29 protein-coding genes and 1 pseudogene are annotated in these 26,491 nt (G+C 70.7%); 18 read left to right on the top strand and 12 right to left on the bottom strand.

Annotated elements, in window-relative coordinates; all coding sequences use genetic code 11:
- Nucleotides 1-6 precede the first annotated feature (6 nt).
- Nucleotides 7-1,245, top strand: a complete 1,239-nt coding sequence (locus ACFYPR_RS01135) for an APC family permease (RefSeq protein ID WP_355135689.1) — start codon at nucleotides 7-9, stop codon at nucleotides 1,243-1,245.
- On the opposite strand, the pseudogene ACFYPR_RS01130 reads toward ACFYPR_RS01135, so the two are convergent.
- Nucleotides 1,180-3,096, bottom strand: a pseudogene (locus ACFYPR_RS01130) (NAD-binding protein); the annotation flags it as partial. The gene ACFYPR_RS01135 and the pseudogene ACFYPR_RS01130 overlap by 66 nt on opposite strands.
- Before the next feature lie 106 nt (nucleotides 3,097-3,202).
- Between ACFYPR_RS01130 and ACFYPR_RS01125 the strand changes: the two are divergent.
- From ACFYPR_RS01125 to ACFYPR_RS01110, 4 genes are all read left to right on the top strand, one after another.
- Entirely contained in the window at nucleotides 3,203-3,685 is a 483-nt protein-coding gene (locus ACFYPR_RS01125) for an MSMEG_6728 family protein (protein WP_387258249.1), read from the top strand.
- Nucleotides 3,686-3,715: 30 nt separating this feature from the next.
- Nucleotides 3,716-5,269: an FAD-dependent oxidoreductase gene (locus tag ACFYPR_RS01120; protein ID WP_387258247.1), complete on the top strand. Its 1,554-nt coding sequence runs from the start codon at nucleotides 3,716-3,718 to the stop codon at nucleotides 5,267-5,269.
- 66 nt (nucleotides 5,270-5,335) lie between these two features.
- Nucleotides 5,336-6,592 (top strand): hypothetical protein, encoded by a 1,257-nt coding sequence (locus tag ACFYPR_RS01115; protein ID WP_387258246.1) that lies wholly within the window; start codon nucleotides 5,336-5,338, stop codon nucleotides 6,590-6,592.
- Between the two features lie 215 nt (nucleotides 6,593-6,807).
- Nucleotides 6,808-7,251, top strand: a complete 444-nt coding sequence (locus ACFYPR_RS01110; protein WP_355064380.1) for an HNH endonuclease — start codon at nucleotides 6,808-6,810, stop codon at nucleotides 7,249-7,251.
- Between the two features lie 67 nt (nucleotides 7,252-7,318).
- Here ACFYPR_RS01110 and ACFYPR_RS01105 read toward each other — a convergent pair whose 3' ends face one another.
- The 4 genes from ACFYPR_RS01105 to ACFYPR_RS01090 all read right to left on the bottom strand — a co-directional run bounded on the left by ACFYPR_RS01105 (nucleotide 7,319) and on the right by ACFYPR_RS01090 (nucleotide 12,653).
- Nucleotides 7,319-8,848 (bottom strand): serine/threonine-protein kinase, encoded by a 1,530-nt coding sequence (locus tag ACFYPR_RS01105; RefSeq protein ID WP_387258244.1) that lies wholly within the window; start codon nucleotides 8,846-8,848, stop codon nucleotides 7,319-7,321.
- A 268-nt stretch (nucleotides 8,849-9,116) separates the two neighbouring features.
- The gene (locus ACFYPR_RS01100; protein ID WP_354857371.1) at nucleotides 9,117-9,275 is read right to left on the bottom strand and encodes a hypothetical protein; all 159 of its coding nucleotides are present in this window, start codon (nucleotides 9,273-9,275) and stop codon (nucleotides 9,117-9,119) included.
- A gap of 62 nt (nucleotides 9,276-9,337) precedes the next feature.
- A complete protein-coding gene (locus ACFYPR_RS01095) occupies nucleotides 9,338-10,111 on the bottom strand; it encodes an enoyl-CoA hydratase/isomerase family protein (RefSeq protein ID WP_363939126.1) in 774 nt (257 codons plus the stop codon).
- Between the two features lie 154 nt (nucleotides 10,112-10,265).
- Nucleotides 10,266-12,653: a M4 family metallopeptidase gene (locus tag ACFYPR_RS01090; protein ID WP_387258242.1), complete on the bottom strand. Its 2,388-nt coding sequence runs from the start codon at nucleotides 12,651-12,653 to the stop codon at nucleotides 10,266-10,268.
- A gap of 168 nt (nucleotides 12,654-12,821) precedes the next feature.
- Here ACFYPR_RS01090 and ACFYPR_RS01085 point away from each other — a divergent pair, with 168 nt between their 5' ends.
- Nucleotides 12,822-13,370: a hypothetical protein gene (locus ACFYPR_RS01085; RefSeq protein WP_387178002.1), complete on the top strand. Its 549-nt coding sequence runs from the start codon at nucleotides 12,822-12,824 to the stop codon at nucleotides 13,368-13,370.
- A gap of 12 nt (nucleotides 13,371-13,382) precedes the next feature.
- Here ACFYPR_RS01085 and ACFYPR_RS01080 read toward each other — a convergent pair whose 3' ends face one another.
- The 5 genes from ACFYPR_RS01080 to ACFYPR_RS01060 form a co-directional block, all read right to left on the bottom strand.
- Nucleotides 13,383-14,033, bottom strand: a complete 651-nt coding sequence (locus ACFYPR_RS01080) for a histidine phosphatase family protein (RefSeq protein WP_363939119.1) — start codon at nucleotides 14,031-14,033, stop codon at nucleotides 13,383-13,385.
- A 67-nt stretch (nucleotides 14,034-14,100) separates the two neighbouring features.
- Entirely contained in the window at nucleotides 14,101-14,520 is a 420-nt protein-coding gene (locus ACFYPR_RS01075) for a VOC family protein (protein ID WP_354857380.1), read from the bottom strand.
- A 34-nt stretch (nucleotides 14,521-14,554) separates the two neighbouring features.
- Nucleotides 14,555-14,956, bottom strand: coding sequence for a helix-turn-helix domain-containing protein (locus ACFYPR_RS01070; RefSeq protein ID WP_387258240.1), 402 nt, complete (start codon nucleotides 14,954-14,956; stop codon nucleotides 14,555-14,557).
- On the bottom strand, nucleotides 14,953-16,011 hold the full coding sequence (locus ACFYPR_RS01065; protein WP_387258239.1) for a hypothetical protein: 1,059 nt from the start codon (nucleotides 16,009-16,011) through the stop codon (nucleotides 14,953-14,955). Before ACFYPR_RS01065 ends, ACFYPR_RS01070 begins: the two co-directional genes overlap by 4 nt.
- A gap of 287 nt (nucleotides 16,012-16,298) precedes the next feature.
- Nucleotides 16,299-16,529, bottom strand: coding sequence for a hypothetical protein (locus ACFYPR_RS01060; protein ID WP_387258238.1), 231 nt, complete (start codon nucleotides 16,527-16,529; stop codon nucleotides 16,299-16,301).
- Nucleotides 16,530-16,849: 320 nt separating this feature from the next.
- Between ACFYPR_RS01060 and ACFYPR_RS01055 the strand changes: the two genes are divergently transcribed.
- A complete protein-coding gene (locus ACFYPR_RS01055) occupies nucleotides 16,850-17,197 on the top strand; it encodes a peptidase inhibitor family I36 protein (protein ID WP_387258236.1) in 348 nt (115 codons plus the stop codon).
- A gap of 672 nt (nucleotides 17,198-17,869) precedes the next feature.
- On the top strand, nucleotides 17,870-18,433 hold the full coding sequence (locus tag ACFYPR_RS01050; RefSeq protein ID WP_387258234.1) for an HD domain-containing protein: 564 nt from the start codon (nucleotides 17,870-17,872) through the stop codon (nucleotides 18,431-18,433).
- On the opposite strand, the gene ACFYPR_RS01045 is transcribed toward ACFYPR_RS01050, so the two are convergent.
- Both ACFYPR_RS01045 and ACFYPR_RS01040 read right to left on the bottom strand, forming a co-directional pair.
- Nucleotides 18,421-18,891: an NUDIX hydrolase gene (locus ACFYPR_RS01045; RefSeq protein ID WP_387258232.1), complete on the bottom strand. Its 471-nt coding sequence runs from the start codon at nucleotides 18,889-18,891 to the stop codon at nucleotides 18,421-18,423. The genes ACFYPR_RS01050 and ACFYPR_RS01045 overlap by 13 nt on opposite strands.
- A 4-nt stretch (nucleotides 18,892-18,895) precedes the next feature.
- On the bottom strand, nucleotides 18,896-19,654 hold the full coding sequence (locus tag ACFYPR_RS01040; protein WP_387258231.1) for an XRE family transcriptional regulator: 759 nt from the start codon (nucleotides 19,652-19,654) through the stop codon (nucleotides 18,896-18,898).
- Between the two features lie 178 nt (nucleotides 19,655-19,832).
- Here ACFYPR_RS01040 and ACFYPR_RS01035 point away from each other — a divergent pair, with 178 nt between their 5' ends.
- The 10 genes from ACFYPR_RS01035 (at nucleotide 19,833) to ACFYPR_RS00990 (ending at nucleotide 26,481) form a co-directional block, all read left to right on the top strand.
- Entirely contained in the window at nucleotides 19,833-20,153 is a 321-nt protein-coding gene (locus ACFYPR_RS01035) for a hypothetical protein (RefSeq protein WP_112681382.1), read from the top strand.
- A gap of 285 nt (nucleotides 20,154-20,438) precedes the next feature.
- On the top strand, nucleotides 20,439-21,323 hold the full coding sequence (locus tag ACFYPR_RS01030) for a hypothetical protein (RefSeq protein WP_387258690.1): 885 nt from the start codon (nucleotides 20,439-20,441) through the stop codon (nucleotides 21,321-21,323).
- 82 nt (nucleotides 21,324-21,405) lie between these two features.
- Nucleotides 21,406-22,275 carry an FtsK/SpoIIIE domain-containing protein gene (locus tag ACFYPR_RS01025; RefSeq protein ID WP_387258230.1) on the top strand — a complete coding sequence of 290 codons (870 nt, stop codon included), beginning with the start codon at nucleotides 21,406-21,408 and terminating at the stop codon, nucleotides 22,273-22,275.
- The gene (locus tag ACFYPR_RS01020; protein ID WP_387258228.1) at nucleotides 22,272-22,481 is read left to right on the top strand and encodes a hypothetical protein; all 210 of its coding nucleotides are present in this window, start codon (nucleotides 22,272-22,274) and stop codon (nucleotides 22,479-22,481) included. Before ACFYPR_RS01025 ends, ACFYPR_RS01020 begins: the two co-directional genes overlap by 4 nt.
- Nucleotides 22,482-22,565: 84 nt before the next feature.
- Nucleotides 22,566-23,009: a DUF6197 family protein gene (locus ACFYPR_RS01015; RefSeq protein WP_387258226.1), complete on the top strand. Its 444-nt coding sequence runs from the start codon at nucleotides 22,566-22,568 to the stop codon at nucleotides 23,007-23,009.
- Nucleotides 23,006-23,308, top strand: coding sequence for a hypothetical protein (locus ACFYPR_RS01010; RefSeq protein ID WP_387258225.1), 303 nt, complete (start codon nucleotides 23,006-23,008; stop codon nucleotides 23,306-23,308). The genes ACFYPR_RS01015 and ACFYPR_RS01010 overlap by 4 nt, the downstream gene beginning before the upstream one ends.
- Nucleotides 23,305-23,709 (top strand): RRQRL motif-containing zinc-binding protein, encoded by a 405-nt coding sequence (locus ACFYPR_RS01005; protein WP_387258224.1) that lies wholly within the window; start codon nucleotides 23,305-23,307, stop codon nucleotides 23,707-23,709. The genes ACFYPR_RS01010 and ACFYPR_RS01005 overlap by 4 nt, the downstream gene beginning before the upstream one ends.
- Entirely contained in the window at nucleotides 23,709-24,416 is a 708-nt protein-coding gene (locus tag ACFYPR_RS01000; protein ID WP_387258223.1) for a hypothetical protein, read from the top strand. The genes ACFYPR_RS01005 and ACFYPR_RS01000 overlap by 1 nt, the downstream gene beginning before the upstream one ends.
- A complete protein-coding gene (locus ACFYPR_RS00995; protein WP_387258221.1) occupies nucleotides 24,413-24,682 on the top strand; it encodes a hypothetical protein in 270 nt (89 codons plus the stop codon). Before ACFYPR_RS01000 ends, ACFYPR_RS00995 begins: the two co-directional genes overlap by 4 nt.
- Nucleotides 24,682-26,481: a replication initiator gene (locus tag ACFYPR_RS00990; RefSeq protein ID WP_387258220.1), complete on the top strand. Its 1,800-nt coding sequence runs from the start codon at nucleotides 24,682-24,684 to the stop codon at nucleotides 26,479-26,481. The genes ACFYPR_RS00995 and ACFYPR_RS00990 overlap by 1 nt, the downstream gene beginning before the upstream one ends.
- The last annotated feature ends 10 nt before the right edge of the window (nucleotides 26,482-26,491 follow it).

Here is a 26,491-nt window from a genome sequence, read left to right as displayed (position 1 = left end):
CGGTCCGTGGATCAACTGGCGCGGCGGCTCGGCGTACCCGATGCGGTTGTCATCGGGTTGGGCTCGATGCTCGGCGCGGGCGTCTTCGTGGTCTTCGGCCCGGCCGCGGCGGCGGCCGGCGGCTCCGGGTTGCTGCCCGCGCTGGTGCTGGCCGGCTTCGTCGCCTTCTGCAACGCGACCAGCTCGGCCCGGCTGGCGGCCCGCTACCCGGAATCCGGCGGCACCTACGTCTACGGCCGGGAACGCCTCGGACCGTTGGCCGGCTTCGTGGCCGGCTGGGGTTTCGTGGTCGGCAAGACGGCGAGCTGCGCGGCGATGGCGTTGACCATCGGGGCGTACCTGTGGCCGGGGCAGGCGCGGTTGGTCGCGGTCGGCGCGGTGCTCGCGGTGACGGCTGTGAACCTGCGCGGCATCGGCAAGACGGCCACCGCCACGAAGGCCCTCGTCGGGCTGGTGCTCGTGGTGCTGACCCTGGTCGCGGTCGTCGGCGTGGTGGGCGGGCCGGTGCACCTGGACCGGCTCGGCGACCCGGGCGGCTCCGCCCGGGGTGTGCTCACCGCCGCCGGGCTGCTGTTCTTCGCCTTCGCCGGCTACGCGCGGATCGCCACGCTCGGCGAGGAGGTCCGCGACCCGCAGCGGACCATCCCCCGCGCGGTGCCGCTGGCACTCGGCGCGGTGCTCGCGATCTACCTGGTGCTGGCCGTGGTCACGCTCGGCGTGCTCGGCGCCGACCGGCTGGCCGCTTCGGCAGCGCCCCTGGTCGACGTGGTGACCGCCGCCGGACTGCCCGGCCTGGCCTGGGTGGTCCGCGCCGGGGCCACGATCGCCGTCGTCGGGGTGCTGCTGTCCCTCGTCGCCGGAGTCGGCCGGACCACCCTCGCGATGGCCCGCCGCCGCGACCTTCCTGGCGCGCTGGCCGCCGTGCACCCGGTGCACCAGGTGCCGCACCGCGCCGAGCTGGCCGTCGCCGCCGTGGTGATCGTGGTGGTGCTGCTCGGTGACGTCCGCGAGGCGATCGGCTTCTCCAGCTGCACGGTGCTGGTCTACTACGCGATCACCAACGCGGCGGCGCTCACGCTGGGCCGGGATCGGGAGCGGACGCTACCGGTGCAGGTGCTCGCCGGCCTGGGGCTGGTCGGTTGCCTGCTGCTCGCGGTCAACCTGCCGCTCAGCAGCGTCCTCACCGGGTTCGGCGTGCTCGCCGCGGGCGTCGTCGGGTACGGCCTGCGGCAGCGGAGTCGCTGAGGGGTCCGCCGGGCGCGGCACCGACCTCGTCGCCGACGGCGGGATCGGCTCGCCGCCGGGCGCAGGCCCGGTCGGCCGGGGAACCGGACCGGTGCGGGCGGGCGGGGCGCACTGGGTGGTCAGCCAGTCCAGGCCACGTCGGCGGGCGACCACGGTGAGCCGGTCACCGGCGAAGATCACCTGTCGCGGGTCGAGGTCCCGCCACCAGATCGTCTTCGCGCCGCCGGCCGGGGTCCGGGCGATCAGCCGGACCTGCCCGTCCCGGTTGACCAGGTCCAGGGGTCGACCGTCCAGCTCGGAGCCGGCGGCGACCGGCACCTCGGCAACCGGCAGCGCGTGCCTGTCGACCGGGATCGTGGTGATCACCGCGCGTTCGGTGAGCGCGCCGATGAAGGCCGGTGCGGCCAGGTAGGAAACCGATCGGGACACCCCGAGTGCGAAGGTCTCCTCCACCCGTTCGGCGAAGTCACCGTCGAAGAGCCGCAGCACCACCCGCAGGTCGTCCCGGAGGTCGCGCGCAGCCAGGGCCGCCTCCAGGTTGGCGACGTCGTCGGTGGACGCCACCACCAGCGCCTGGCAGTCGGCCACCGACGCGGCGGTCAGGGTCTCGGGCAGGGCGGCGTCGCCGACGACCAGCGGCACCTCCAACTGGCGGGCCAGGGTCGCGCCGCGCGGCTCCGGATCCTTGTCGATCGCCACGACCTCGACGTCGTACTCGCGGAGCTGTGCCATCACCCGGGTGCCGACGTTGCCCAGGCCGATCACCACCACGTGCCCGGCGCGGGCCGGTTGCAGCCGGCCGGTGTGCAGGGCCAGCCGGGCGTTGACGATGCCGTCCACGACGACCGCGGTGATCAGCGGGATCAGCGCCAGCCCGGCCAGGTTGAGCACCACCTGCATGATCTGCGCGTCGGCCGCCTTGCCGGTGTCCGGGTCGGCGCCGCTGAGCGTGGTGACCAGCGTCAGGTAGAGCGCCTCCAGCGGGGAGACGTCCTCGGCCCGGGAGATCAGCGCACCGAGCACCACGATGACCGCGAGCACCAGCATCACCGCGATGCCGATCTTGCGGGTGGCGAAGCCGCGTACGGCCCGCAGCAGCACCGCGACCGGGCGGCGACGCCGCCGCGCCCGGACCAGCCGCCGGGCGGCGACCTCGGTGCCCGGCGGCTGCCCGGTCGCCTCGGCGAGCACCAGGTCGGCGCCGGCCTGCTCGGCCGGCAGCAGCTCCATGCCCTGCTCCGAGTCGGGGCGAGCCAGCGCGCACACCACGTCCTGCGGCCGGACGTCGGCCCGCCGCGCCACCCGCAGCGTCTTGTCCCGATGCTGGAAGGAGCTGGGGTCGACCTCGCCGAGCGCGGCGGCCACGAACGCCGGCGCGGCCATCTCGGCGTCGGAGAGCACCTCGACGGGCGCCTTGAGCAGCTTGCGTACGCCATCGGCGAGGGTGCCGTTGAACATCCGCAGCACCTGGCGCACCCGCTGGTCGACGGCCTGGGCGCAGAGCGCGGCGTGCAGGTTGCCGACGTCGTCCTGGTGCAGCAGGGCCAGGCCGGTCGCCCCGGCCAGCCCGGCGGCCTCGAAGGTCGCCACGTCCAGACGCTCCGAGCGGACCACGCGGACCCCACGCAGCCCGGCCACGTCCGGCCCGTTGCGGCGGTAGCGCTCCGGCACCACGACGGTCACCCGGACGCCGCCGGCCGGGAGGTCGGATTCGACCATCGCACGGGCCACGTAGTAGGCGAGCGCGTCCCGGCCGCAGATCACATAGTGCGGACGCGGATCACCGGCGGCGCGTAGCCGCCAGTTCCACTCGACCGCCCGTCGCGCCCGGTCCCGCCACGGCTCCGCCATGCCCGGATCGTAACCAGCACGACCACACTGGGCGACCCCGCCCGGATCATCCCGAGCACGCATGTCGACCAGGCATGTCGACCGGGGCGGCGGGTAGAGCACCGGGATGCAGACCTTCCTGCCGTACCCGGACTTTCTGGCCAGCGCCCGCGTGCTGGACCAGAAGCGGCTGGGCAAGCAACGGGTGGAGGCCATCCAGGTGCTCCGTGGCCTGACCCGACCCGGGTACGGGTGGCGCAACCATCCGGCGGTGAAGATGTGGGCCGGGTACGAGGAGGCGCTCACCCGCTACGGGCTGGACATGTGTGCCGTCTGGACCGAGCCGGGACGGGCCGACACCTGCGCCACCACGCTGACCGTCGACCTCGCCGCCGCCTGCGGGGCCGGCGTCGTACGCACACAGGACGAGCTGGCCCGCGCCGGTGACCTGCCGCCCTGGCTCGGCCGCGACGACCTGCACCTGAGCCACCGCTCGTCGCTGCTGCGCAAGGACCCGGCGCACTACCGCCCGATCTTCGGCGCCGACGTCCCCGAGGATCTGGAGTACGTCTGGCCCGCGTCCGACCGCCAGCGCCGCTGCCTGCCGTAGGGGAGACTGGGCCGGAAGAGGGAGGTGCGCGTGGCGCTGTCGCGTGTGGTGGGTCGGCTCATCGGCGTACGTCAGCACCAGGTGGACCCGGGCGGAGGTGGCGCCGACCGCGTGCCGGGACCGGTCGCGGCGGTGGTGGTCGGCGGCGGGATCGCCGGCATGTCGGCTGCGGTCGTGCTGGCCGAGCGGGGTGTGGCCGTGACGGTGCTGGAGGCGGCGCCCACGTTGGGCGGGCGCCTCGGCGCGTGGCCCGAGGCGCTCGGCGACGGCGAGCAGCAGAACGAGCACGGGTTCCACGCGTTCTTCCGGCAGTACTACAACTGGCGTTCCATCCTTCGTCGGGTCGAGCCCGGCCTGGGCTTCCTCAAGCCGATTCCGGGTTACCCGATCCTCAGTGCACAGTGGCCGACCGAGGAGTTCGGCAGGCTGCCGCCCGCGCCGCCGGCGAACCTGCTGGCGCTGCTGCTGCGCAGTCCCAGCCTGCGCCTGGCCGATCTGCGGTCGATGGACCGGGACGCGGCGTTGCCGCTGCTCACCTACGACCCGGTCCGCACCTACGCGGAGTTGGACGACACCACCGCCGACGAGCTGCTGGCCTCGCTGCGACTGCCGGACCGGGCGCGGGCGATGCTGTTCGAGGTCTTCTCGCACTCGTTCTTCAACCACGAGGCGGAGATGTCGGCGGCCGAGATGGTCGCCCAGTTCCACTTCTACCTGCTCGGCAATCCGGAAGGGCTGGCCTTCGACTGCCCCGACGAGGACTATGCGACCGCGATCTGGCAGCCGCTGACGAGGCACGTGGAGAAGCACGGCGGTCGGGTGCTCACCGCGTCCGGCGCCACGGGGGTGCACCGCGACGGCGAGGGTTGGCGGGTGACGACCACCGACGGCGGCAGCCACCCGGCGGCCCACGTGGTGCTCGCGGTGGATCCGCCGGCCCTGGCCGCGCTTGTGGCGGCCTCCCCCGACCTGGCCGGGCGGGCACCGGAGCTGGCGGCGCGGATGCCCCGCTTCGGCACGCCCGGGCCGCCGTACGCGGTGGCACGGTACTGGTGCGACGGGGACGTGGCGGCCGACCGGGCCGTGTTCAGCGGCGTGTCGCGCCAGCCCACACTGGACTCGGTGACGCTCTACCACCGGCTGGAGAACGAGTCGCGCCGCTGGGCGCGACAGACCGGCGGTTCGGTCGTCGAGCTGCACGCGTACGCCTGTGAGCCCGGTGTGCCGGCCGAGGAGCTGGCCGAGCGGATGCGCCGCGAGCTGGTGGCGCTCTGGCCGGAGGCGGCTGACCTGCGGGTCCGGGAGCTGCGCGCCCGGGTGGAGGCGCAGGCGCCGGCGTTCACGCCGGGCAGCCACGCCTGGCGTCCGGGGGTGCGCACCGAGGCGCCCGGCGTCTATCTGGCCGGCGACGGGATCGCCACGGACTTCCCGAGCGCCCTGATGGAACGCTCTGCGGCCACCGGGATCATCGCGGCGAACCACATCCTGCGCGCGGAGGGCGCCGCGGCCGAGCCGGTGCGCTCGATCCGGCCTCGGGGCCTGCTGGCCGGGCGGGCCACCCCAAACCGACAAAAAGCAACATAAGCGACGGTACGCTGCCGTACGCTCGAATGATCATCCGTCGATCGGCCGGGCGGGAGGGCAGCGGCGATGTCACCACTGCACCGCGTCGGCGCCCAGAGCGTTCCGCTGACCGAGGAGACCGGCCGGGACGACGCGTACCCGCTGCTCCGCGACGAGCGCGCCTGCGTCGTCACCGCGCTGCGGCTGGGCTGGTGGATGGCGGACGCGTACCACCACGGGCAGCACGCCGAACCCGGTCCGACCGTCCCGGCCCACCCACCGGCCAAGCTCTCCAACCTGACCGAGATGTCGCTCCCGCGCCGGATGCGGATGTACCTCGACGGCGTGGACGTCGCGCTGGCCCAGATCTCGGCGCTCACCCGGCACACCGGGCCGCTGCCGGACACGTCCGCCGCCCGGACCCGGCTGCCCGACCTGGACCGGCTGCCCGACCTGGAACAGCCCGACACCGCCGACACCGAACCGCTGCTGCTCGCCCTCGACGACCTCAACGTGGACGTGCTGCGCTGGGCGATGGCCACCAACCTCCGGGTCGGGCTCGCCTACCGGCTGGGCCGGTCCCTGGCCGACACGGTCCGGCCCGGCGACGCCGCCCAACTGCTGCGGCGCTTCGACGGCCGGCAGGTCCAGCTCAGCCGGTGGCTGGACGAGCTGGCCAGCGTGCTGCCGCCGTACTCGGCCGCGGTGGTACGCCGCTCGCTGGCCGCCTGGGCGGTCGCGGTGGAACGGGCCGGCCAGGGCGATCCGGCGGAACCGGAACCGGCCGAGCTGAGCCGCGAGCTGCGCAACCAGGGTGACCTCTGGCGCGGCGTGCTCACCGGCGGCCTGCATCCGCGCGACCTGCTCGACGAGGAGGACTACGCGGTGGTCGCCCGGAACCTGATCATCCGGGACCGACGGCTGGTGGCCCAGGCCGCCCGGGGCATCTTCTGGCCGGTGCTGGTGCCCCTGCTGGTGGTGCTCTTCGCGGTGGTCGGGGTGAGCGCCGCCGCCGCGGCCGGTTCACCGACCACGCGGGCCACCGTCGCCCTGCTCGGTCTGGGCGCCGGGCTGGCCGCCATCTGGCGTTCCGTCTCCGGTCCCGCGCTGGCTGTCGCGGGCGAGGTCAACCGGCCGCTCCTGGACAGCGAACTCACCGCACGGATGGCCCTGCGGCTGGACCGGCCACTGGCCAACGCCCGCCGCGCGGCGGGGATCGCTACCCCGACCCGGCGCGCTCCCCGGACCCGGCGCGCTCCCCGGACCCGGCGTCAGGGTCGTCCCGAGGAGCCGGGCAGCCCATCGAAATACGTTGCCCCACTCTCCCGTGCCGACCTACCGTGATCGCGCAAGGTCAACCACCGCCGCGGGAGCAGATCATGACGAGGTCGCACGTCACCACCGTGCCGTCGTCGACGCTGCCCGGCGACGGTTGGCGAGCGAAAGGCCCTCGGGCGGGCCGGCCGGACTGACGCGTACCCGTACGCGCCGAGCCGCCCCGTCCGAACGCCGGACCGGGCGGCTCTTCGCTGTCCGTCACCAGCTGGAAAGGAGTCCCGGTGGACGCCGTTCTCGTCATCAACGCCGACCTCGGCCCGTTGCACCGGGTCACCGTTCAGCACGCCGTCCGGATGCTCTGCCGTCGGGTGGCCGAGATCCATGAGGCGGAGCCGGACCAGGTGATCGGCGTCTTCCCGCTGCCCCGAGTGGTGCGGTTGGTCCGCTACGTGGTCACCCGGTGGCGGTTCAGCTCCGGGCCGGCCTGGTCCCGGGCCGGGGTGCTGCGCCGCGACGAGCGCTGCTGCGCGTACTGCGGCGGGGTCGCGTCGACCATTGACCACATCCTGCCTCGCTCGCGGGGCGGCCGGAACACCTGGCGAAACACCACCGCCGCCTGCTACGGCTGCAACCAGCGCAAGGGCGACCGCACCCCGGCGGAGGCGGGCATGCCGCTGCGCCGGGAGCCGGTGAACCCGGGCTGGGCGTCGCTGGCCGGGCGGTGACCGACCGGCCGGCGGGAACGGGGGGCCGCGTCGGGGTACGCCCCGGCGCGGCACCCGCCGGCCCCGGTCAGAGACCGCGTTCCTTGACCTTCGGCTTCGGGCGGCCGCTCGCGCAGTGCACACGGATCTCGCTGCTGTGCTCAGTCGAGGTCAGCTCGACCTGGACCTGCTTCGCCGGGCCGGGGTCGTAGGGCGCCGCCCGATAGCCCGACGCGGGCGTCACCGTGAGCAGTTCAGCCGATCCCCCGAGGCAGCGGACGGTGACCGTTCCGCCCTGGGCCTGCACCGTGACCACCGCAGGGTCGGTGGGCGTGGGCGTGGGCGTGGGCGTGGGTGTGGGCGTCGGCCTGGACGGGGTCGGTGCCGGAGTGGACCTTCCGCCCGAACCCGTCGATGGGCTGGTCCGGGGAACGGCCGGGGTGTTCCGGGCCGACGGGCCGGCCGGCGGACGGGCGGCGGACGGTTCGGGCTGTGCGACGGTCTGCGGCAGCCCCACAGTGGTGGTGCCACCCGTGCCGATGCCGGTTCGTGGAATGGGCCCGTCGTGCTGCCGGGTGCCGTAGTCGCCCAGCGACCCGGCCACCGCCACCGCGGCGATCACCGCGCCGCCGACCGCAAGCGCCACCCGACGCCGACGCCAGGGGTGTCGCTGGGAGGCGTCGGTCGGGTCGGCGGTGACACCGGCGGAGGGCTCGGACGGCGCGTCGTCGACCGACTCATCCTCGTCAGCCGCCGGCCCGCCCTCGGTCGCTCCGCCCGCGGCTGCGGCTACATCCGCCGTCGCCGGCCCGGCGGCAGCTCCGAGCAGGATGCGGGCCGCGTCGGCGGCCGAGGGCCGGTCGGCGGGATCGCGGGCCAGGCACCAGCGGTAGAGCCGGTGGATCTCGGCGGGGACTCCGTCGATCTCGGGCAACGGGTCCGGTTCGACGTGGACGTGGGCACGGAGCATCGCGGTCTGTGCCTCGGTGGCCCAGGGCAGCCGACCGGTGAGCGTCCGGTGCAGGAGCAGGCCGAGGGCGTACACGTCGCAGGCCGGCAGGACCTCGCCGACCGCCAAGCGCTCCGGTGCGAGGTAGGCGGGCGTACCGAGCAGCCGTCCATCGAAGTCGATCTCGGGGTCGCCGACGGCCGCCGCGATACCGAAGTCGAGCACCTTTGCGCCGGTGGGGGTGAGCATCACGTTGCTCGGTTTCACGTCGCGGTGCACCAGCTCCTGGGCGTGCGCGGCCGCGAGTGCCGTGGCCACCTCGGCGCAGACCCGCAGCGCGGCGCGGGGTGGCAGCGGACCGGCGGCCAACCGTTGTTCGAGGGTGACGCCGTTGAGCAGTTCCAGCACCACGAACGGCACCTGGACGCCGTCGACGACCGACTCACCGAAGTCGTAGACGCCTGTGACGTACGGGTGCGACAACCGGGCCGCCGCCTTGGCCTCGGCCCGGATCCGCTGTCGGGCGTTGGCGTCCGAGGCGACGAGCACCTTCACCGCCACGTCCCGTTCGAGCACCTCGTCGTACGCCCGGTGGACCGCGGACATGCCGCCGCTGCCGAGGCGCTCCAGGAGCCGGTAGCGGCCCGCAAGCAACCGATCACGCTGCACGACGGACAGCCTGCCGTACGGCCCGCAGCGGACACCACCCGGGATCGAGGTTTCGCAATGGATGGGTCCGCGGTGGCTGCGGCGAAGGCTCTGGCCATCCACTTTGGCTGCCCGCCGTGTCGATGTGCTGTTGAGCGGTATACCTCAGAGGTATGAATATGACTCTGAGGTATACCGCTTACCACCGCATCCGCCCCCACCGAGGTGACCGAGGGTCACCGCTGGCCGCCCGCTGCGCCCACCGCCCCAAAGGCTAGGAATTACTCGTCTAGGGCTCGAACCACTTGCGGCGACCTGGCCGGCGGGGCGTACCGATGACGAATTGGCGGGCGAAGCCCATGAAGCGGTTGTACAACTCGACGGGGTCGGGCGGGTCCGGCAGGAGGTGGGCCAGATCGACGCTCGCCTCGAACAGGCACGAGGCCATGTCGAGCGTGAGGAGTCTCGGCTCGTCGGCGTACGGCGACGACGAGGCGTAGGCGACGAGCTTCAGCGCTCGGTCGGCGCTCGCCAGGCGAAGCGGGGTGCCCGGCGCTCCGCCATTGCCGCCACGCCCTCCCGGGCCTCGCCGCTGTCCGCCACCTTCCGGTGCCACCAGGCGATCCGTGCCGGTCCGGCCCGGTCGTCGACGATCTCCTTGGCAGCGGCGACGCTCAGCGGCGACCGCTGGGCGATCGTGGCGGTGAGGTCGTCCACCCGTGCGGCGAGCCGGTCGCCCGGCAGCACCTCGTCGACGAGGCCGATCCGCAGGGCGCGGTCGGCGTCGATCAGATCGGCGGTGAACAGCAGGTGCTTCGCCGCCGACGGGCCGACCAGCCGGGCCAGCCGCCGCGTCGTCAGCGCGGGGTAGACCAGCCCGAGCCGGGCCGGCGGTACGCCGAAGCGGGCGTCATCCGAGGCGATCCGCAGGTCACAGGCGACCGCGAGCTGAGCGCCACCCCCGACGCAGGCGCCCCGGATCGCCGCGATCGTCGGCTTGGCGAAGCCGGCCAGCCGCTCCTCGGCGGCCACCGCGATGCTGGTGTCGCCGGCGTCCAGCAGCTCGGCCAGGTCGCCGAGGTCGGCGCCGGCGCAGAAGGCGTCGCCCGCGCCGGTGAGCACCAGGGCCCGTACGTCGGGGTCGGGCTCCAGCCGGTCGAGCAGTTCGGGGAGCTGCCGCCACATGGCAGCCGTCATCGCGTTGCGGCGGGCCGGGTTGTGGATCACCACGGTCGCCACCGGTCCGGTCACCGCGACTGTCAGTTCCGCGTCCGACACGTTCACCCCGAATTCCACGCTGAAGCGAATCTTGGACAGTTTCCGTCAGGAGCTGACGGCAACTGTCCAAGATTGCCAGAAACCTGACGGCGCGGACCCGGCGGCCACCGTTGAGGATGGCCGCCGGGCCCGGCTGTCGGTCAGGTCAGGTCAGGTCAGATCAGGAGACGTTGAGAGCGGTGTCGTCGACCACGAAGGACGTCTGCAACGAGGAGTCCTCGACGCCGGTGAACTTCAGGCTGACGGTCTGGCCGGCGTACGCGGCCAGGGAGAAGGACTTCTGGCTGTAGCCGGTGGACTTGTTCAGGTTGGAGTAGGTCGCCAGCGTGGCCAGCACCGTCCCGCCCGAGTTGAGCACCTGCACCGTGAGCTTGTCGTACGCGACGGTGGTGGTGGTCTCGGCCGAGTCGATGTGCAGCCAGAAGCTGACCGTGTACGACGAGCAGCCCGACGGGAGGGCCACCGACTGGGCGAGCGTGTCGGTGTGGCTGGTGCCGTACCCGTTCAGCCATGCCTTGTACGACCCGCCGTGGGCCGCCTGGCCGCTGTCGGTGGTGATCACGCCGGAGCTGGCCGTCCAGCCGGTCGCGCCGGACTCGAAGCCCGGGTTGGCCAGCTTCTGCCCCGGCGCGGTGCAGCCGCCCCCGGTGCCGTTCACGGTCAGCGTGTAGGTGGCGCTGCGGGTGACCGACCCCGCGCCGTTCACGGTGACCGAGTAGGTGCCGGGCGGGGTGCTCGCCGAGGTGCTGATGGTGAGGGTGGACGAGCCGCCCGAGGTCACCGAGGCGGGGCTGAACGCGGCGCTCGCCCCGCTGGGCAGGCCGGACGCGGAGAACGTCACGGTCTGCGCCGTACCGCTGGTGGTGGCGGTCGACACGGTGGTGGAGGCCGCGCTGCCCGGGTTCACCGAGCCGGCGGTCGGCGACAGCGACACGGAGAAGTCGTTGCCGGTGGAGCAGGGTGCGTCGTTGCCGGCCACGTTCACGGCCGTCCAGGCGGCCTGCACGGCCTTGTACTCGGTCGAGCAGCTGCCGTACAGGTCGGTCGCGGCCCGCAGGCTGTAGGCGCGCGCCGTGTTCGCCGGGTTGCTGGTGTTGACGTACGTCGTGTTGGAGGTGAAGTAGACGTCCAGGGCCCGGTACCAGATCTTCTCCGCCTTGGCGCGGCCGATGCCGGTCACCGCCGGGGCGGAGCCGCAGACCGGCGAGGTGCCGTACGAGGTGGCGCCGGTGCCCTCGGCGAGGTTGAAGTAGAAGTGGTTGCCGACGCCGGAGGAGTAGTGCACGTCCTTGTTCTTGGTGCTGGTGGACCAGCAGCTGTCGGACGAGCCGTCCAGCGACGGGTTGTACATGTAGCGCAGCGGCGTGCCGTTGCCGTTGATGTTGATCTTCTCGCCGACCTGGTAGTCGCCCGGGTCGCTCGGCGCGGCGGCGTAGAACTCCATCATGTTGCCGAAGATGTCGCTTGTGGACTCGTTGAGGCCACCGGACTCACCCGAGTAGACCAGGCCGGCCAGCGCCTCGGTGACGCCGTGGCTCATCTCGTGCCCGGCCACGTCCAGCGAGACCAGCGGGCGGGAGTTGCTGGAGCCGTCACCGTAGGTCATCTGGGCGCCGTCCCAGAACGCGTTGACGTAGTTGTTGCCGTAGTGCACTCGGCTGGGCACGCCGCTGCCGTTGCCGAAGATGCCGTTGCGGCCGTGGACGTTCTTGAAGTAGTCGAAGGTCTTCGCCGCACCGAAGTGGGCGTCCACGCCGGCCGACTGCCGGTTGGAGTTGGCGCCGGTGCCCCACGCGTTGTCGGCGTCAGTGAAGGTGGTGCAGGTGGAGGTGCCGTTGTTCATGTCGCAGGTGCGGCCGTTGCCGTGCGACGGGTCGATCATCTGATACGTGCTGCCGGAGAGCGTCGTATCGATGCTGACCGCGCCGGTGTAGATGCCCTGGCCGCTGCCGACCACCGACTCGATCTCGTCGAACGACCCGATGGTCGCGCCGGAGGTGGCGTCGGTGATCACATGCAGCCGCGACGGCGTCTGCCCGTCCGGCTGCCAGCCGCTGACCACCGTCTCCCAGGCCAGCCGGCCCTTGCCGGAGCTGGCGTCGACGAACAGTTCCGGAGCGCCCACGGTCTCGGCCTTGCCGCTGAACCCGGCGCGGGCCGTCTTCTTCGCCGCGGCGGCGGTGACCCGGGCCGTGGTGGGGAGGGTCAGCGGTGCGGCGAGTCCGACCGAACTGCCGGCGTAGGTGCCGTTCGGGGCGGTGTGGATGACGAAGTCACCGCCGTACACCCGGAGTCCCTGGTAGGTCCGGGCGTAGCGGGTGTGCGCCGCGCCGGTGGCGTCCACCTTGGTGCTCAGCACCTGGTAGGACTCGGCGCTCGAACCCTGGACGGCGCCGGGGTTCGTCTGCAAGACGGTCGCCGCTCGGGCCGCGGCGGAGGCGTCCGGCGCGGGAGCGGTGGGTGGGGCGGCGTGCGCCGCGGTGGCGACGCAGGTCAACAGGCCGCTGGTGAGCAGCGCTGCGCTGACGGCCGCGAGGGGTCGTTTCACGTGCCCTCCTGAAAGGAGAAAGGGTGTGACGGGGGTGGTCACGCATGTAGATATAGCGATGTGTTCAAGAAAAGAGAAGGCTTGGACCGCTCGCAGACATTGAGACTGGCCGAACGGATGAGGGCCTTGACAGGGGAACCAACGCTGGCAACGGCACGTCCGACGGACATGAGACCCGCCTCGACGACCGGCGTCACGATTGCGCTCCTGGCCGCCCTCCTGGCCGGCTGCACCGGCACCGACCGGGCCGCCAGCCCCGCCGACCAACCATCGGCCACCGGCACCCCGCCGCCAGCGACCGCGACACCTACCGCTCCGAACGGCACCGCGCCGACCGGGCCCGTGCCGCCTGGACCGGGTGCCACCGACGCCGCGGCCGGGCGGGTGACGCTGTTCCGCTCGGGCGGTTTCGCCGGACGCGGCGACACCGTGACAGTCGAACCGGACGGCCGGTGGACGGTGGTGGACCGGGCCGGCAGCCGTCGTAACGGAAAACTCGCCGCCGCCGACCTCGGCCGGTTCCGCGGCCTGGCGGCCGACCCCCGACTGACCACCGAGGCCCGCCGCACGGCCACCGCGACGAGCTGCGCGGACGCGTTCAGCTACCGCCTGACCGTCGGCGTCGTCGAGACCGGGTACGTCGACTGCCCCGCCGATCCCGCGCCGCCGCCGGCCACCCGTGCGCTCGTCGAGTTGCTGCTGCGGGTCACCGGCTGACCGACCGGCAGCTCAGACCAGGTAGTCCGGGGGCAGGCCGGTGCCGCGCAGCTCCGCCGGCAGGTGCGCCACGTCGTTGACGGTGATCAGGTTCGGCGGCCCGGCCGGGCCGTACCGGATGACGGTCAACCCCGCGTTGTGGTGGTTCAAACCCAGCCACCGCCGCTCCGGCGCGTCGAGGGCATGCCGGACCAGCCAGGCGATCAGGAAGGTGTGCGTCACCACCAGCTCACGAACCGGCTCGCCCTCGGCTGCTCCCTCGTCGGCGGCCACCGGACCCGTGAAGCGCCGCACCGCCGCCGCCGTCACCCGCGGCCCGTCGGCCCGCTCGGCCGTCGAGAATCCGGCCAGGAAATTGGCGTACGCCGACGGCAGGCCGGCCGGGTCCGTGTCGTGGGGGAGGTGGTCACCGGCCAGCTCCGTGGCGTACACCGGAACGCCGGGCAGTGCTGCGGCGACCACCTCGGCGGTCTGCGCGGCCCTGCGCAACGGCCCGTGGTGCACGGCGGCGAACGACCGGCCCCGCAGGCGCTCACCGAGCAGCGTGGCCTGCCGCCGGCCGCGCTCGGACAGGCCGGAATCCGGCTCGGTCGAGTCCGTGTCGGCGTGCCCGGTCAGGTCCTGCTCGCCATGTCGGGTCAGGTACAACAGCCGCGTTCGCATGCCGTACACCCAAACACACCGGAAGGCGCGGGACTGGCCCGCGCCTTCCGGTTTCTTGATCTTGGCGCTACGCCCGGGGGAACATCTGGCCGATGCGGATCTTGTTGCCGAACGGGTCGCGGATGCCGAAGTCGATCCCGTACGGGCGCTCGGTCGGCTCGTCGGTGATCTCGACGCCCTTCGCCACGAGCTCCTCGTGGGTCTTGTGGGCGTCGTCGGTGGTCATGAACAGGTAGCCACCCAGGGCACCCTTGGTGAGCAGCTCCCGCACCTGCTCGGCCGTCGCCGGGTCCATGGCCGGCGGGCCCGGCTTCTCCAGCAGGATCTCGCGCTCCGGGTCACCGGGCAGGTTCACCGTCAACCAGCGCATGAAGCCGAGGTCCTGATCGGTGTTGACCTCCATGCCGAGCTTGTTGACGTAAAAGTCAAGCGCCTGGTCCTGGTCGAGGACGTAGATCTGGGAGCGGCTGATCGCGTTCATCGTCATGCCACGACCGTAGAGGGTGGCCCTGACCTGCTGCTTATCCAAAACTGCTGGGACGCGTCCAGGCCTTGGTGAAGCAGGACGGCACGTTGCCCGGCGCCGCGCGGCGACGCCGGAAATCCGAGGGGGACTCCCCCACGATCTGCCGGAACGTCCGGCTGAACGTGCCCAAGCTGCCGAAGCCGACCGCGTAGCAGATGTTGGTCACGTCCCGGTCCGTCTCCACCAGCAGCGCCATGGCCCGCTCCACGCGGCGGCGTTGCAGGTAGCGGTGTGGCGTCTCGCCGAAGGTGGCCCGGAACGTCCGGATGAAGTGCGCCTCGGAGACGTACGCGATCCGGGCCAACGCAGGGATGTCCAGCGGCTCGGCGTACGCCCGGTCCATCGCGTCGCGGGCACGCAGCATCGCCCGGTTGGACTCCTCCACGGCCCGGCTCACCGCGGGCCGCCCGGCGGAAGGACCGACGTCTGCGTCACGTCCTGGTCGCGCAGCTTGGCGTAGACGACCTCGGACGTGAACCCGCCGATGAACCCGATGGCCAGGACGAAGAAGACCAACTGCCGCGCCGCATCACCGTCGAGCAGGCCCGGGTTGGTGGAGAGCTGCGCCGCGACGAACAGCAGGAAGGCGATGACACCGGCGGCCGAGCCCAACGCCGCCGCCCGCAGCCAGTTGCCACTGCCGTCGTACGCGTTACGCACGATCGCACCCCACACCGAGGCGAACAGCGGGGCGGCCACGAGAACCGCGACGTTCTGCCACCCGCCGGTCGGAGCGGCGTACGCCAGCGGGATCGTGGCGAGGGCGAGCAGCAGGAGGACCAGCGCGGTGACCAGGCCCGCCACCGTACGCCGCCCGGCAGCCCGCTCGGCCTCGCGGGAGGCGCGTTCCTGCTCGGCGCGGCGCTGCACCTGAGCGCAGAGCGCGGCGACGATCGGCTCGGCGGCGCCCGGCTGCCACGGTCGGGCCAGCAACGCCACCTCCTCCTCGGTGGCGACGCCACGCTCAGTGCTGAGGCGCTGCCAGACCTTCTCCGCGGCTCCGCCGAACGCGGCGACCGCGGCGACCGGGATGCGCCGGGACAGTCCGATGAGCCCGGCGATGAACGTGGAGCGTTCGCCGCCCACCAGCAGCAGCGCGTCGGCCGTCAGCAGCGACCGGTAGAAGCTGACCTCCCAGTCGTCGGTCGACTCGGGCACGACGGTGAACAGCTCCGGGTGCCGCTGGACCTCCTCGAAGTCCACGTCCTGCTGGTACCGACCACGGACCAGGATCGACCCGGGCATCGCCCGGCCGGAGCGGATGTAGCCGCGCACGACGTCCCGTTCCAGGTACTCGGGATCGCCGGAGTACACGACGATGCGGCAGCCCTGGTTGGCGAGTGCCGCACCCAGCTCGGCCGCCGCGGCAGCCGCACCCTCCGGGTCGCGGATGGCGGGCGAGTAGGAGCGGCCCGCCTGGGCACTACCGGCGATAGCGACGACCGGGCTCATGCGACTCCTCGACGGTCGGTGATACCCGAACTATAGGAGTGGCCAACCATCGATGCCCCTGCCGACGAGCCGTCGGGGGACGGCCGGACCGCCGAAATATTCGGAGCCCCCGGCCGGGATCGAACCGGCGACATCTCGCTTACAAGTTTTGAGCACTCCGTTCGGAGTTGTCCGCCCTCGTCCGCGACCTCGGACGGCTGTCCAGGGCCGGCGGCCGACGGTTACCCCAGTCCGCGTCAGTTGCTGTCAGCGTTGCTGTCGACAGCTCCGCACAGTCTCATCTGAGCTCACCAGCCCATGTCTCGACTTACCTCTACCTTCGCCGCCTCGGTCTCGTCGGGCGAGGCCCCCGCCGCGCTCGTCTCCTGCAGACGGGTCAGGAGGTCCATAAACGCCTGCTTCTGAGCGGGATCGCTGATCGGCCCCGCGTTCAGGTCGACGTCCTGGAGCCAGTCAAACAGTCCAAGCGCATCGGCCCGCCAGAGATTCAGGGTGACCTTCGGAAGATCCTCGTACACACCAAAAGTATTTGGCGTACAGGTCGACTCGTACGTCGCCACCAGGTCAGCCGCCACAACACGTTAGCTGGCCTGGTGTTTCATCGGTTTCTGCTGGTCGGTGTCGGTCATCGCTGGTCGGCATTTCACGAGCCGGAGACGACCCAGGCGGCCCAGTGGCGGCCCAATGGCATGGTCGCTCGCGTGTGAGAAATTGGCGACCCTGTCCGCAGGCGTCCGTACTTATCTGCGACCTCGACGGCGATCCGGTGCTGGCAGCCCCTTGACACGGCCTTACTCCAAGGTAGAGTGATCTTCACTCACAGCCACGAAGGAGATCAATGTCAAAGTCACGCCTGCGTGTTATTGCCGCTGGAATTGCCGTCGGCATTATTGCTACGACCTTTGTTGCTACGCCAAGCCATGCGGCAACCGATTGCGGGATGTTCGATATCTGCAAGTGGTCTGGCACGAACTTCACTGGATCAAAGTCCACCACCAAGAACCCGGGTGCGAAGTCGTGCACTCTCGAGGGGCTTTACCAAGGCATTCGCTCTGTTGATAACTATTCGTCCAGAACCTACGTCTCCTACAGCAACAGCAACTGCACGGGCAGCAGCTATTACGTGTATAAGCTCCAGACCGTGGCAGCCTTGCCATTTACCGGCCGCAGCTACAAGGTACTCTAACTAAGGCAATTTAACGGGTGTCACGGTCATCAAGGCATAGTTGGCTTACCTAAGGCCGATTACTTGGGAATGCCATCCCGTCTGCCGCCGACCCGCCCTCCTGGGGAGCAGGCCACCGCCCGGCCCGCCACGTCAAGCGGACCTTGACGCACGTACGGACGCTGGCGGGCCGGGCGGTGGTCTGCTCGGCTCGCCCGGGTTGACGGCTGGCGGGATGGCCCTGCGCAACCACCCACGGACCGCGACCCGCCGACGGACCCCCGACCATCTCGGAGTCGTTGCGCCCCCGCCGGAGGCGCGGTAACCGCGACCGACCCGCCGCCGCTTCCTCGCCGTTCAGACCCGGCGTGCCCTCCCCTGCGCCGCGCCGATCGGGCGCGGCCCGGCCGGCGGCCGGCCCACGAAACTCCACCACCCTCGGCGCTACCGTCAGCTGCGGCCCCTGGGCCTCCCGCTCTCCGCGCCAGCCGCCGGGCGTGTTGCGTGGCCGGAGTCGGAGCGCCAGCGAAGCGACGGACACGCGCCGAGGCGGCGGCGCGTGCGGCCCGTTGCGGGCCGCCTTGAAGACGTACAGAAACTTTGAACCACTTGCCGGCAGCCCGGCCACCCTCGTCTCATCGGTCGGCTGGTCACGGGATAGCGAGCAGGGTGGTCGCTCCGTACCCTGACGTCATGGCCGCCCTCGTCGACACTGCCCAGGAAGTTGCGCGACATCTGCTGGAGACGCAGCTACCCCGTCGGTGGAGTCACGTCCAGGCAGTCGCCGCCAAGGCGGACCGGATCAGCAGGGCAGTCCCGAGCGAGGATCGAGAGGTACTCGTAGCGTCCGCCTGGCTACACGACGTGGGTTACAGCCCAGACTTGGTCGACACCGGATTTCACTCGCTCGATGGTGGCCGCTGGCTACGCCGCGAGCGCTTTAACGAGCGCATTGCTGCCCTTGTGGCTCATCACTCCTGTGCCTGGCTGGAAGCCGACGAACGTGGGCTCGGTGAGGACCTGGCCGCCGAGTTCCCTCGGGAGGAAACCGCGGTAACCGATGCTCTGTGCTGTGCCGACATGACGACCGGACCAGATGGTCAAGACTTCGAAGTGCTGGACCGGCTGGCGGAGATTCGGTCCCGGTACGGGCCGGAGCACCTGGTGACCCGATTCATCGGCAGGGCCGAACCGGAGATGGTCGCTGCCGTGCAGCGGACTCAGCGCCGGCTCGCCGGCGTCCGTCAGCCGATGTAGGGCTCGCGGCGATCCTCGTAGCCGTGGTTGATCCGAAGCAGAGTCGACGGGTGGATGTCGAGCGCGGCCAGCTCGTCGCGGGCCACCCACCGGACTTCATGTGACTCGTCGCTCGGGGTCGGCGTACCGCTGATCGGTTCGGCGCGGAAGCAGAGCGAGAACTGCTGCCGCACTTCGCCATCTGAGTACTCGATGATGTGATCGGGGTCGGAGTAGACGCCGACCATCCCGGTCACCTCAACACTGATGCCGGTCTCCTCGCGGGTCTCTCGGACCGCCGTCTCCGCGACGGTTTCGCCGATCTCCTGGCCACCGCCGGGCAGAGACCACAGGCCGTTGTCGGTGCGCTGGATGAGCAGCACCTGGCCATGCTCGTCCCGCACGAACACGGAGACGGCAACGACGATGCTGTTCGCCTTCGGCGCGTTCGGGTCGTGGTAGTGCTCGGTTCTTGCCATGTCTCTAGGCTGCCACCTCATTGCTTGGCCAGGGCTTCGAGACACCGAGGACCCGGTCGAAGCTGTCAGAGTAGGTGCGGAACAGTTCCCCACCGTTGAGCTTGCGCAGATGCATCACGGGCGCGTGGGGCGCCGGGAAGCCGAGGACGTGCATGTTCACCAACATCTCGTCATCGAAGCGGTAGATCGAGTTGTAGAGGGTCGTGTCGTGGTAGAGCACTTTGACACCGCGTGCATCATCAAGCCGCTTGTAGTACTGCTGAACCTGTCGAATCTTCGCGGCCATTACTCCGGGCGTGCCTTCCTCGACGCTCTTTCGCTCGATCGCAGGGCTGGTCGGATCACCGAGCAGGATGTTGACCGTTACGCCGTCAACGCCCTTTTGACGTAGGACGTCGATCAGTCTCGGATCCTGTTCGACGAGGAAGAGCCCGGCGTAGGCGAGCACGTCGATGCGTTCCGTGGCGCGTTCGATTAGTCGACGCCACAGGTCGAACGGCACTGACGAACGCCGTGAGTAGAGCTGGACCATTTCGCTCTGCCCGATCTGCGACGCCTTCTCCGGGGTCACCGCGTCGGGCCACAGGTACGGCACGTCTTCCCGCACCATTGCCGCAATGGCGTGCCGGTGACGTGGGTACGGAGCCCGATCCTGCGTGATCCATCGTTCCACAGTTTTCGCGTCGACCCCGATCCTCTCGGCGACTACAACCGGGGTCAGGCCGTTACGCAGAATCGCATCTCGCAGCCGCTCGTTCGCCATCCAACGCTCCTCAAGGGACGACTAGGGACGTGTTCAGGGTAGGCCAGACGTCCGTAGCCGTCCAGCCCAACGGATGGGCTGTCCTCCGGAAAACAGGAGTCTTATCCCCAGAGGCCACGAGCAACAGTCCACCGGGAACTAGCTCAAGGACCTGGCCCGAGACTCCAGGAGGTTTGTTGTGAAGCTGTACGTGGACACCCAGAGCAAGCAGGTTCAGGTGACGAAGGACCCGGAGCCGAAGAACGACCAGAACGGCAATCAGCGGTCGGAGAAGAACACTGGCCGGCTCATGTGGTCGACCCAGGTCTTCGTGCTCGACGAGACTGGCGGCGAGATCATCACCATCACCACGGCGGGTGAGAAGCCGGGCGTGACGGTGGGACAGCTCGTCGCTGTCGAGCAGTTGGAGGCCATTCCGTGGGCGACCAACGGGCGTAACGGCGTCGCGTTCCGTGCGATCACGCTGAAGCCGAAGGCTGGTAACTCGGCGGCCAAGTAGGTCCCTCGCTCACCGCACTGTGTGAGCCCTGGTGTCTGACGCGCGAAAGCGGCCTGACGGTCCGCTGATCTGAGATCCAAGTCCGGGAGTGGTTCCGACTCCTACATTCCCGGCCCGTCACCACCAGTGGTGGTGACATCCCCGCAAGAGCTGGCGCGGGGTCGGTCCGACTCCTACATCTGCCGACCCCGTGCCCTCCAACTCATCCAACCCAACTCGCGATTGGGAGGACTCGTCGTGTCCAAGTCTAGCCCCCGCCGGTTCGCCGGCAGGTCAACCGGAACGGTGACGGTCATCGAGGCCAAGGTCCACCGTTCCTCCGCACGTAACGCCAAGATGGCGTTCATCCTGACGGCGGTCATCGTCGGCCTTCTGTCGGCCGTGGTGGCCGCCTCCTACATTCACCCGATCCTCGCCGTCTTCGTCGGCGCGCTCATCGGCGTTCCCACCGGCGGGCTCGTTTGGCTGCTGGTCAGGATCTGGCCGGTGATTCGGCTGCTGTGGTGGTGGACCCCGGAAACCGTCCTCGGTGTCCTGCTGCTGACCTGCTGGGTGCAGCTCGCCAACCACACCCCCGCCGTGGTGACCCTGCTCGTGGTCGCCCTGGTCGTCGGCGTCCCCGCCGCCATCCGCCCGGTCCGTCGCCAGGTCAAAGCCTGGATTTGGTGCCTCGTGGTGAGGCATCGGCTGCGCGTGTGCTTCGCGCAGTTCATCATCGCCAACCAGTCCGGCAGCCTGCCGCTGATCCTCTGGGCCAAGCCCACCCCGGTCGGCGAACGCGTCTGGGTCTACCTGCGCCCCGGCCTGTCCGCCAAGGACCTGGAAGGCCGCCTCGACAAGATCGCGGTCACCTGCCACGCCTCCACCGTGCTCATCGAGCGCGCCTCGGAGAACAACGCCGCCTACCTGCGGTTCGACATCAAACGCCGTGAGGTGCTGACCGCCCACGTCGGTTCCCCGCTGGTCGACGTGATCGACCCGACCGCACCCGTCTCGGCCTCGCCGCTGACGGTCCCCACCGCCCTGGACCTGCCGGACATCGACATGCCGACGGTCACCCTCCCGACCCAGGGCAAGCCGGCGCGCAAGCCGGCCACCACTGCCAACGGCAGCAAGCCCGCGGCTTCCTCCGCGTCGGACGACACCGACGACGTCGCCGACTGGATCTAACCCCTGCCCATCCCGGACGCGAGGAGCCATGGCGGCTCGTTCGTGTGGCTCCTCGCGCCCACAACGCCCAGGAGGGCACCTCATGACCACCACAATTCCCACCACCGCTGAGGCGGTTCCGGTGGGTCCTGACCTGTCGATGTTCGACCCGATCTTCATCGGGATCGACGAGTTCGGCCAACCCGTCTACCTCGACGTCATCTACCGCAACCTGCTCACCGCAGGCGAACCCGGCGGCGGCAAATCCGGCCTCATCAACAACATCTGCGGCCACGCCGCCCTGGCCGACAACACCCGCCTCGTGCTTTTCGACGCCAAACTCGTCGAACTCGGCCCCTGGCGCGACCTCGCCGACGCGTTCATCGGCCCCGACATCGACCAGGGCATCGACGTCCTGCGTCGCCTCCTGGTCGTCGCCACCAACCGCTACGCCTGGCTCCTGGCCAACCGGCGCCGCAAGCTCGCCGACGGCGACGGCATGTCCGTCATCGTCACCATCATCGACGAACTCGCCATGTACTCCACCGTGCTCGGCACCAAAGCCCAGCAGGAAGAGTTCTCCACCCTCCTACGAGGGCTCGTCTCCCTCGGCCGCGCCTGCGGCATGCCCGTCATCGCCGCGACTCAGCGCCCGTCGTGGGACATCATCCCCGCTTCGCTGCGGGACCTGTTCGGCTACCGGGCCGCGTTCCGGTGCACCTCGCTGAACAGCTCGAACATCATCCTCGGTCAGGGCTGGGCCGAGCAGGGCTACACCGCCTCCGACATTGCGCCCACCAACCAGGGCGCGGCCTACCTCCTGGCCGAAGGCGGCGTTCCCCGCCGCATCAAGGCCGCCTACCTCACCGACACCGACATCTACAACATCGCCGACTACGCCGCGTGGACCCGCCGCCCCAACGGCACCAGCACTCCGGCGGTCAACCCGACCGAGTGGGAGATGGCGGCATGACCACCCGCGAACGCGCCTACGCCAAGGCCAACAACCAGCGCGCCGCCCAGTTCACCGAACTGTGGATCGTCGGGCGTCCCGAGGACATCGCGGTGATGGTCCGCGCCGCCTCGGCCAGCGGCCGACTCGTCTACCTGTCCTCGCCCACCCCCATGGGCGGCGACGACAACCGCCACCGCCGCTACCTGCGGCTGCGCACTCACTGATCGGCCGACAGGACCGGATCTGCCTCGCAAGCTCGCCGGTCCTGCCGACCTCCCACCAAGCCCTTCTGAAAGGACGTGGCTGCCATGAAGGCTACCCAGAACCCACCCACCACAGCACCGGTCAACAGTCCTGCTGACCTGCTGCGGATGGCTGCCCTCTACCTGCGCCGGCACGGCTGGCACCAGGGCACCTACTACGCCCACACCACCGACACCCTCACCCCGCCGGCCTGCGCCGCCGGGGCCATCGGCATCGCCTGCGCCGGACACCGCGTCGAGCACTTCTCCCAGCTCGACCCCGACGCCCTCGCCGACTACCTGAACGCGCTGGGCGTGTTCGTCGACTACCTCGACACCACCGCGCCCGTGTTCTTCGTCGACGAGGACGGCTACCTGCTCGACGAGCACACCTCCCCCTACTCGTGGAACGACGACCCGGCCCGCACCGCCGAGCAGGTCATCACCGCCCTTGAGGCCGCTGCTGACGAGTGGAACTCCCTCCGCAAGGCGGAAGGGGAGACGCGATGAACACCGTCAAGAAGGCCTTGACGCCAAACCTGCCCCGGCAACGGCGTCGGGACGTCGTCGAGAACGACGCCTTCGCCTCGTTCGCTCGGCGCATCATCCGCGCCCACGGCCGACGCGTCGCCACCGGCGACGTCGAAGCCCTCCGCGACCTCATCGCCCTTTCCAGCGTCATCGACGACGCCATCGGCGAAGCCGTGATCGGCCTACGGGCCTTCGGCTACTCCTGGGCCGAAATCGGCTCCCGCCTCGGCATCTCCCGCCAAGCCGCCCAACAGCGCTGGGGCGGTGACAAGCCATGACCGACCTTCGCGCCGTCGACCTCGACAACCTGGCCGACCGCACCGGCATCCGGGTCGAATTCTACGACCCGCTCGGCACCCGCTACGGATTCCCCACCTTCCCCTACCACTGCGCCCCCACCGGCCTGGCCACCCTGCGGCAACTGCGCGCCGCCGGCCTTCGCCCCGGAGGACACGACCCGGTCGCGCAGATCTATTGGCGACACCACAGCACCCGGCGGGTCGCCTACCTCTACCGCACCGACCTCGCCGCACCCAAGCGCACCGCTACCCCGGCGCAGCGGGAGGCCATCGCCAAAGCGCTGCTTGCTCGCCGGACGTGCCGGCACTGCGAGCAGGTGAAGCCCTACTACATCCCCCGCCGCTACGGCTGCTGCCTCGACTGCCACGGAGGCCACTGATGCCTGCCAAAACCCCGACCGCCGGCACCCGCCTGGAGGGCGTCGCCCTGGTCCTCATCCTGCTCACCGTCGCCGGCTTCGCCGGAGCCGCCTCCTTCACCCACGTCAAAGACTGGACCCTCGCCAACTCCCCGACCGGCACCGGGGCATGGTTCGGATGGGCCAACGCCGTCATCTCCGAACTGGTCCCCATCGCCGCCCTGCTCACCATCCGCCGCCGCCAACGCCTCGGCGCGTCCATCACCTACCCGATGCTGCTGCTCATCGGCTCCGCCGGCCTCTCCCTCGCAGCCCAACTCGCCGTCGCCAAACCCGGCCCCTCCGGGTGGCTCCTCTCGGCGGTTCCCGCGCTGGCGTTCATGGCCCTGGTCAAACTCGTCCTCGCCCCCGCAACCACCTCAGAGCACATCCCGTCGGCCGCTGCGCCGGTCGAGCCGATCAGGGTTCAGGTGGCCGAGCAGGTCACCGCCGAGCCGGCACCACCGGCCGCCATCACACCGACCCCCGAGCCGGAGTCCGTCGCCGTGGCAGCCTCGGAGCCGGTCGACGTCCCCGCCCATCTGCTGCCCACCGCCCGCTTCGCGGCGATGCAGCACGAACAGGCCACCGGCCGACCCATCACCACCGCCGAGCTGGTCGACCGACTCGACGTCACCCCGGCCATCGCCGGGCAACTCCTGGCCACCATCACCGGTGGTGCCCGATGAGCATCCACCTCGTCGACATCGAGCAGGTCACCCACACCTGCCCCGCCTTTCCCGACGCGCACCCGTTCGACATCCGCCGAACCCTCATCGACGTCATTCCCGGCGGCCCTTGCCGGGCACCGGTCACCATCCGCTGCGGCGACACCATCGCCACCATTCCGTGCCGCCGGCACGAACCGGCTAAGCGTCAGTGCGGCGCCTGCCGGGTCATCGTCACCGAACGCACCATCACCACCCGCACCCTCACCACTGAGGTTCGCGGCTGATGGCCTCGACGCTGGACCTCACACCCCGGACCGCTCTGGCCCGGGGTGTGGGCTCGAACGCCGACACCGTCACGCCCGTCTACGACTACACCGCCACCGGTTCGGCCTTCCATCGCGCCACACAGCCGGATTACTTCGGATGGCTGGAACACGTCCGCGCCGCCGCCGGCTGCACCCGCCCCATCCGCCTCGCCGGCAGCCTCCTCACCCTTGACTCGTCGACGGGCCGAGTCCTGGACCAGCGGCACACCGACGCAATGCCCGACGCCGCGATCTACACCGCCTGCGGCAACCGCCGCGCCACCGTCTGCCCCGCCTGCGCCCACACCTACCAACGCGACGCCTACCAACTCCTACGCGCCGGCCTCATCGGCGGCAAAGGCGTCCCCGACACCGTCACCCAACACCCGGCCGTTTTCGCCACCTTCACCGCACCATCGTTCGGCAGCGTGCACAGCCGGGTGGTCAAGCGGCACACCTGCGGCAACCGCAAACGCTGCGACTGCCGACCCGAACCCTGCCACGCCCGCCGCGACACCGGCCTCTGCGAACACGGCCGACCCGCCGTCTGCTGGGCCAGGCACGAAACCGGTGACCAGGTGCTCGGGCAGCCGCTGTGCCTGGACTGCTACGACCACACCCACCAAGTCGTCTGGAACCTCTTCTCCGGCGAACTGTGGCACCGCACCAAACAAGCCGCGGAACGATCGCTCGCCAAACTCGCCCGCCGCCGAGGAATCCCCCGCGTCCCCATCACCACCGCCTCGGGTCGCGTCCGCAACGTCCCGCCGGTCCGGCTGTCGCACGGGAAAGTGGCCGAGTTTCAGGCACGCGGGGCAGTGCACTTCCACGCCCTGGTGCGCCTCGACGGCGTCCACCCCACCGACCCCACCGCCGTCATCCCACCACCGGCCGTCTTCACCGTCGCCGACCTCGACGACGCGATCCGCGCCGCCGTCGAGCAGGTCGCCTTCACCACCCCGACCCATCCCGACCGGCCCGAAGGGTGGCCGATCGTGTGGGGTGACCCGGGCAAGGGCCTCGACATCCGCCCGATCAGCCTGACCGGGGGCGGTGAGGTCACTGACAGCATGGTCGCGGGCTACCTTGCCAAGTACGCCACCAAAAGCACCGAGGTAACCGGGCACCGCTCCGTCAGGCTCGACGCCGACAGCATCGGCGACTACGCCGACCCCGACGGCGACCACACCGCCCGCCTCATCGACGCCTGCTGGCACACCGGCCGACCCACCAGCACCCCCGTCCCGCTCTCGGAACGGCCCCGGGACCACCGACCCCGGCCCAGGTTCGTCGACCGCTGGGAATGCCCCGACTGCGGCACCCACACCCGCTACCCCGCCTGCCCCGTCTGCATCGCCCAGCGTCAAGCCGCCCTTGACACCCAACCAGCCAGCAGACCACAAGCCACCAATCCCTACGCCCGGCTACGCCGCTGGGCGCACATGCTCGGCTTCGGCGGCCACTTCCTCACCAAAGCCCGCCGCTACTCCGTCACCTTCCAACTCCTGCGCGACACCCGCGTCAGCTACCGACGCCATGAGCACGAGGACCAGGCCGACGAGCAGCCCGGCACCCTCCGCGCTGTCGACCACCTCGACGAGGACGACACGACGCTCATCGTCGGCACCCTCACCTTCGCCGGCGTCGGCTGGCACACCACCGGAGACGCACTCCTCGCCAACACCGCCGCCGCCCTCGCCCGCGAGCGACGAACCACCGGCCGCGAAGAACTCGCCCACGAACTCGCCACCGCCGGCACCGTGTCGGCTGCTGCTTGACCCCGCCACG

The organism is Micromonospora sp. NPDC005254 (assembly GCF_042872525.1).
In the GTDB taxonomy this organism is placed as follows: Bacteria; Actinomycetota; Actinomycetes; order Mycobacteriales; family Micromonosporaceae; genus Micromonospora.
The sequence above is the reverse complement of the archived record's forward strand: the minus strand, read 5'-3'. Positions and strand labels throughout refer to the sequence as shown.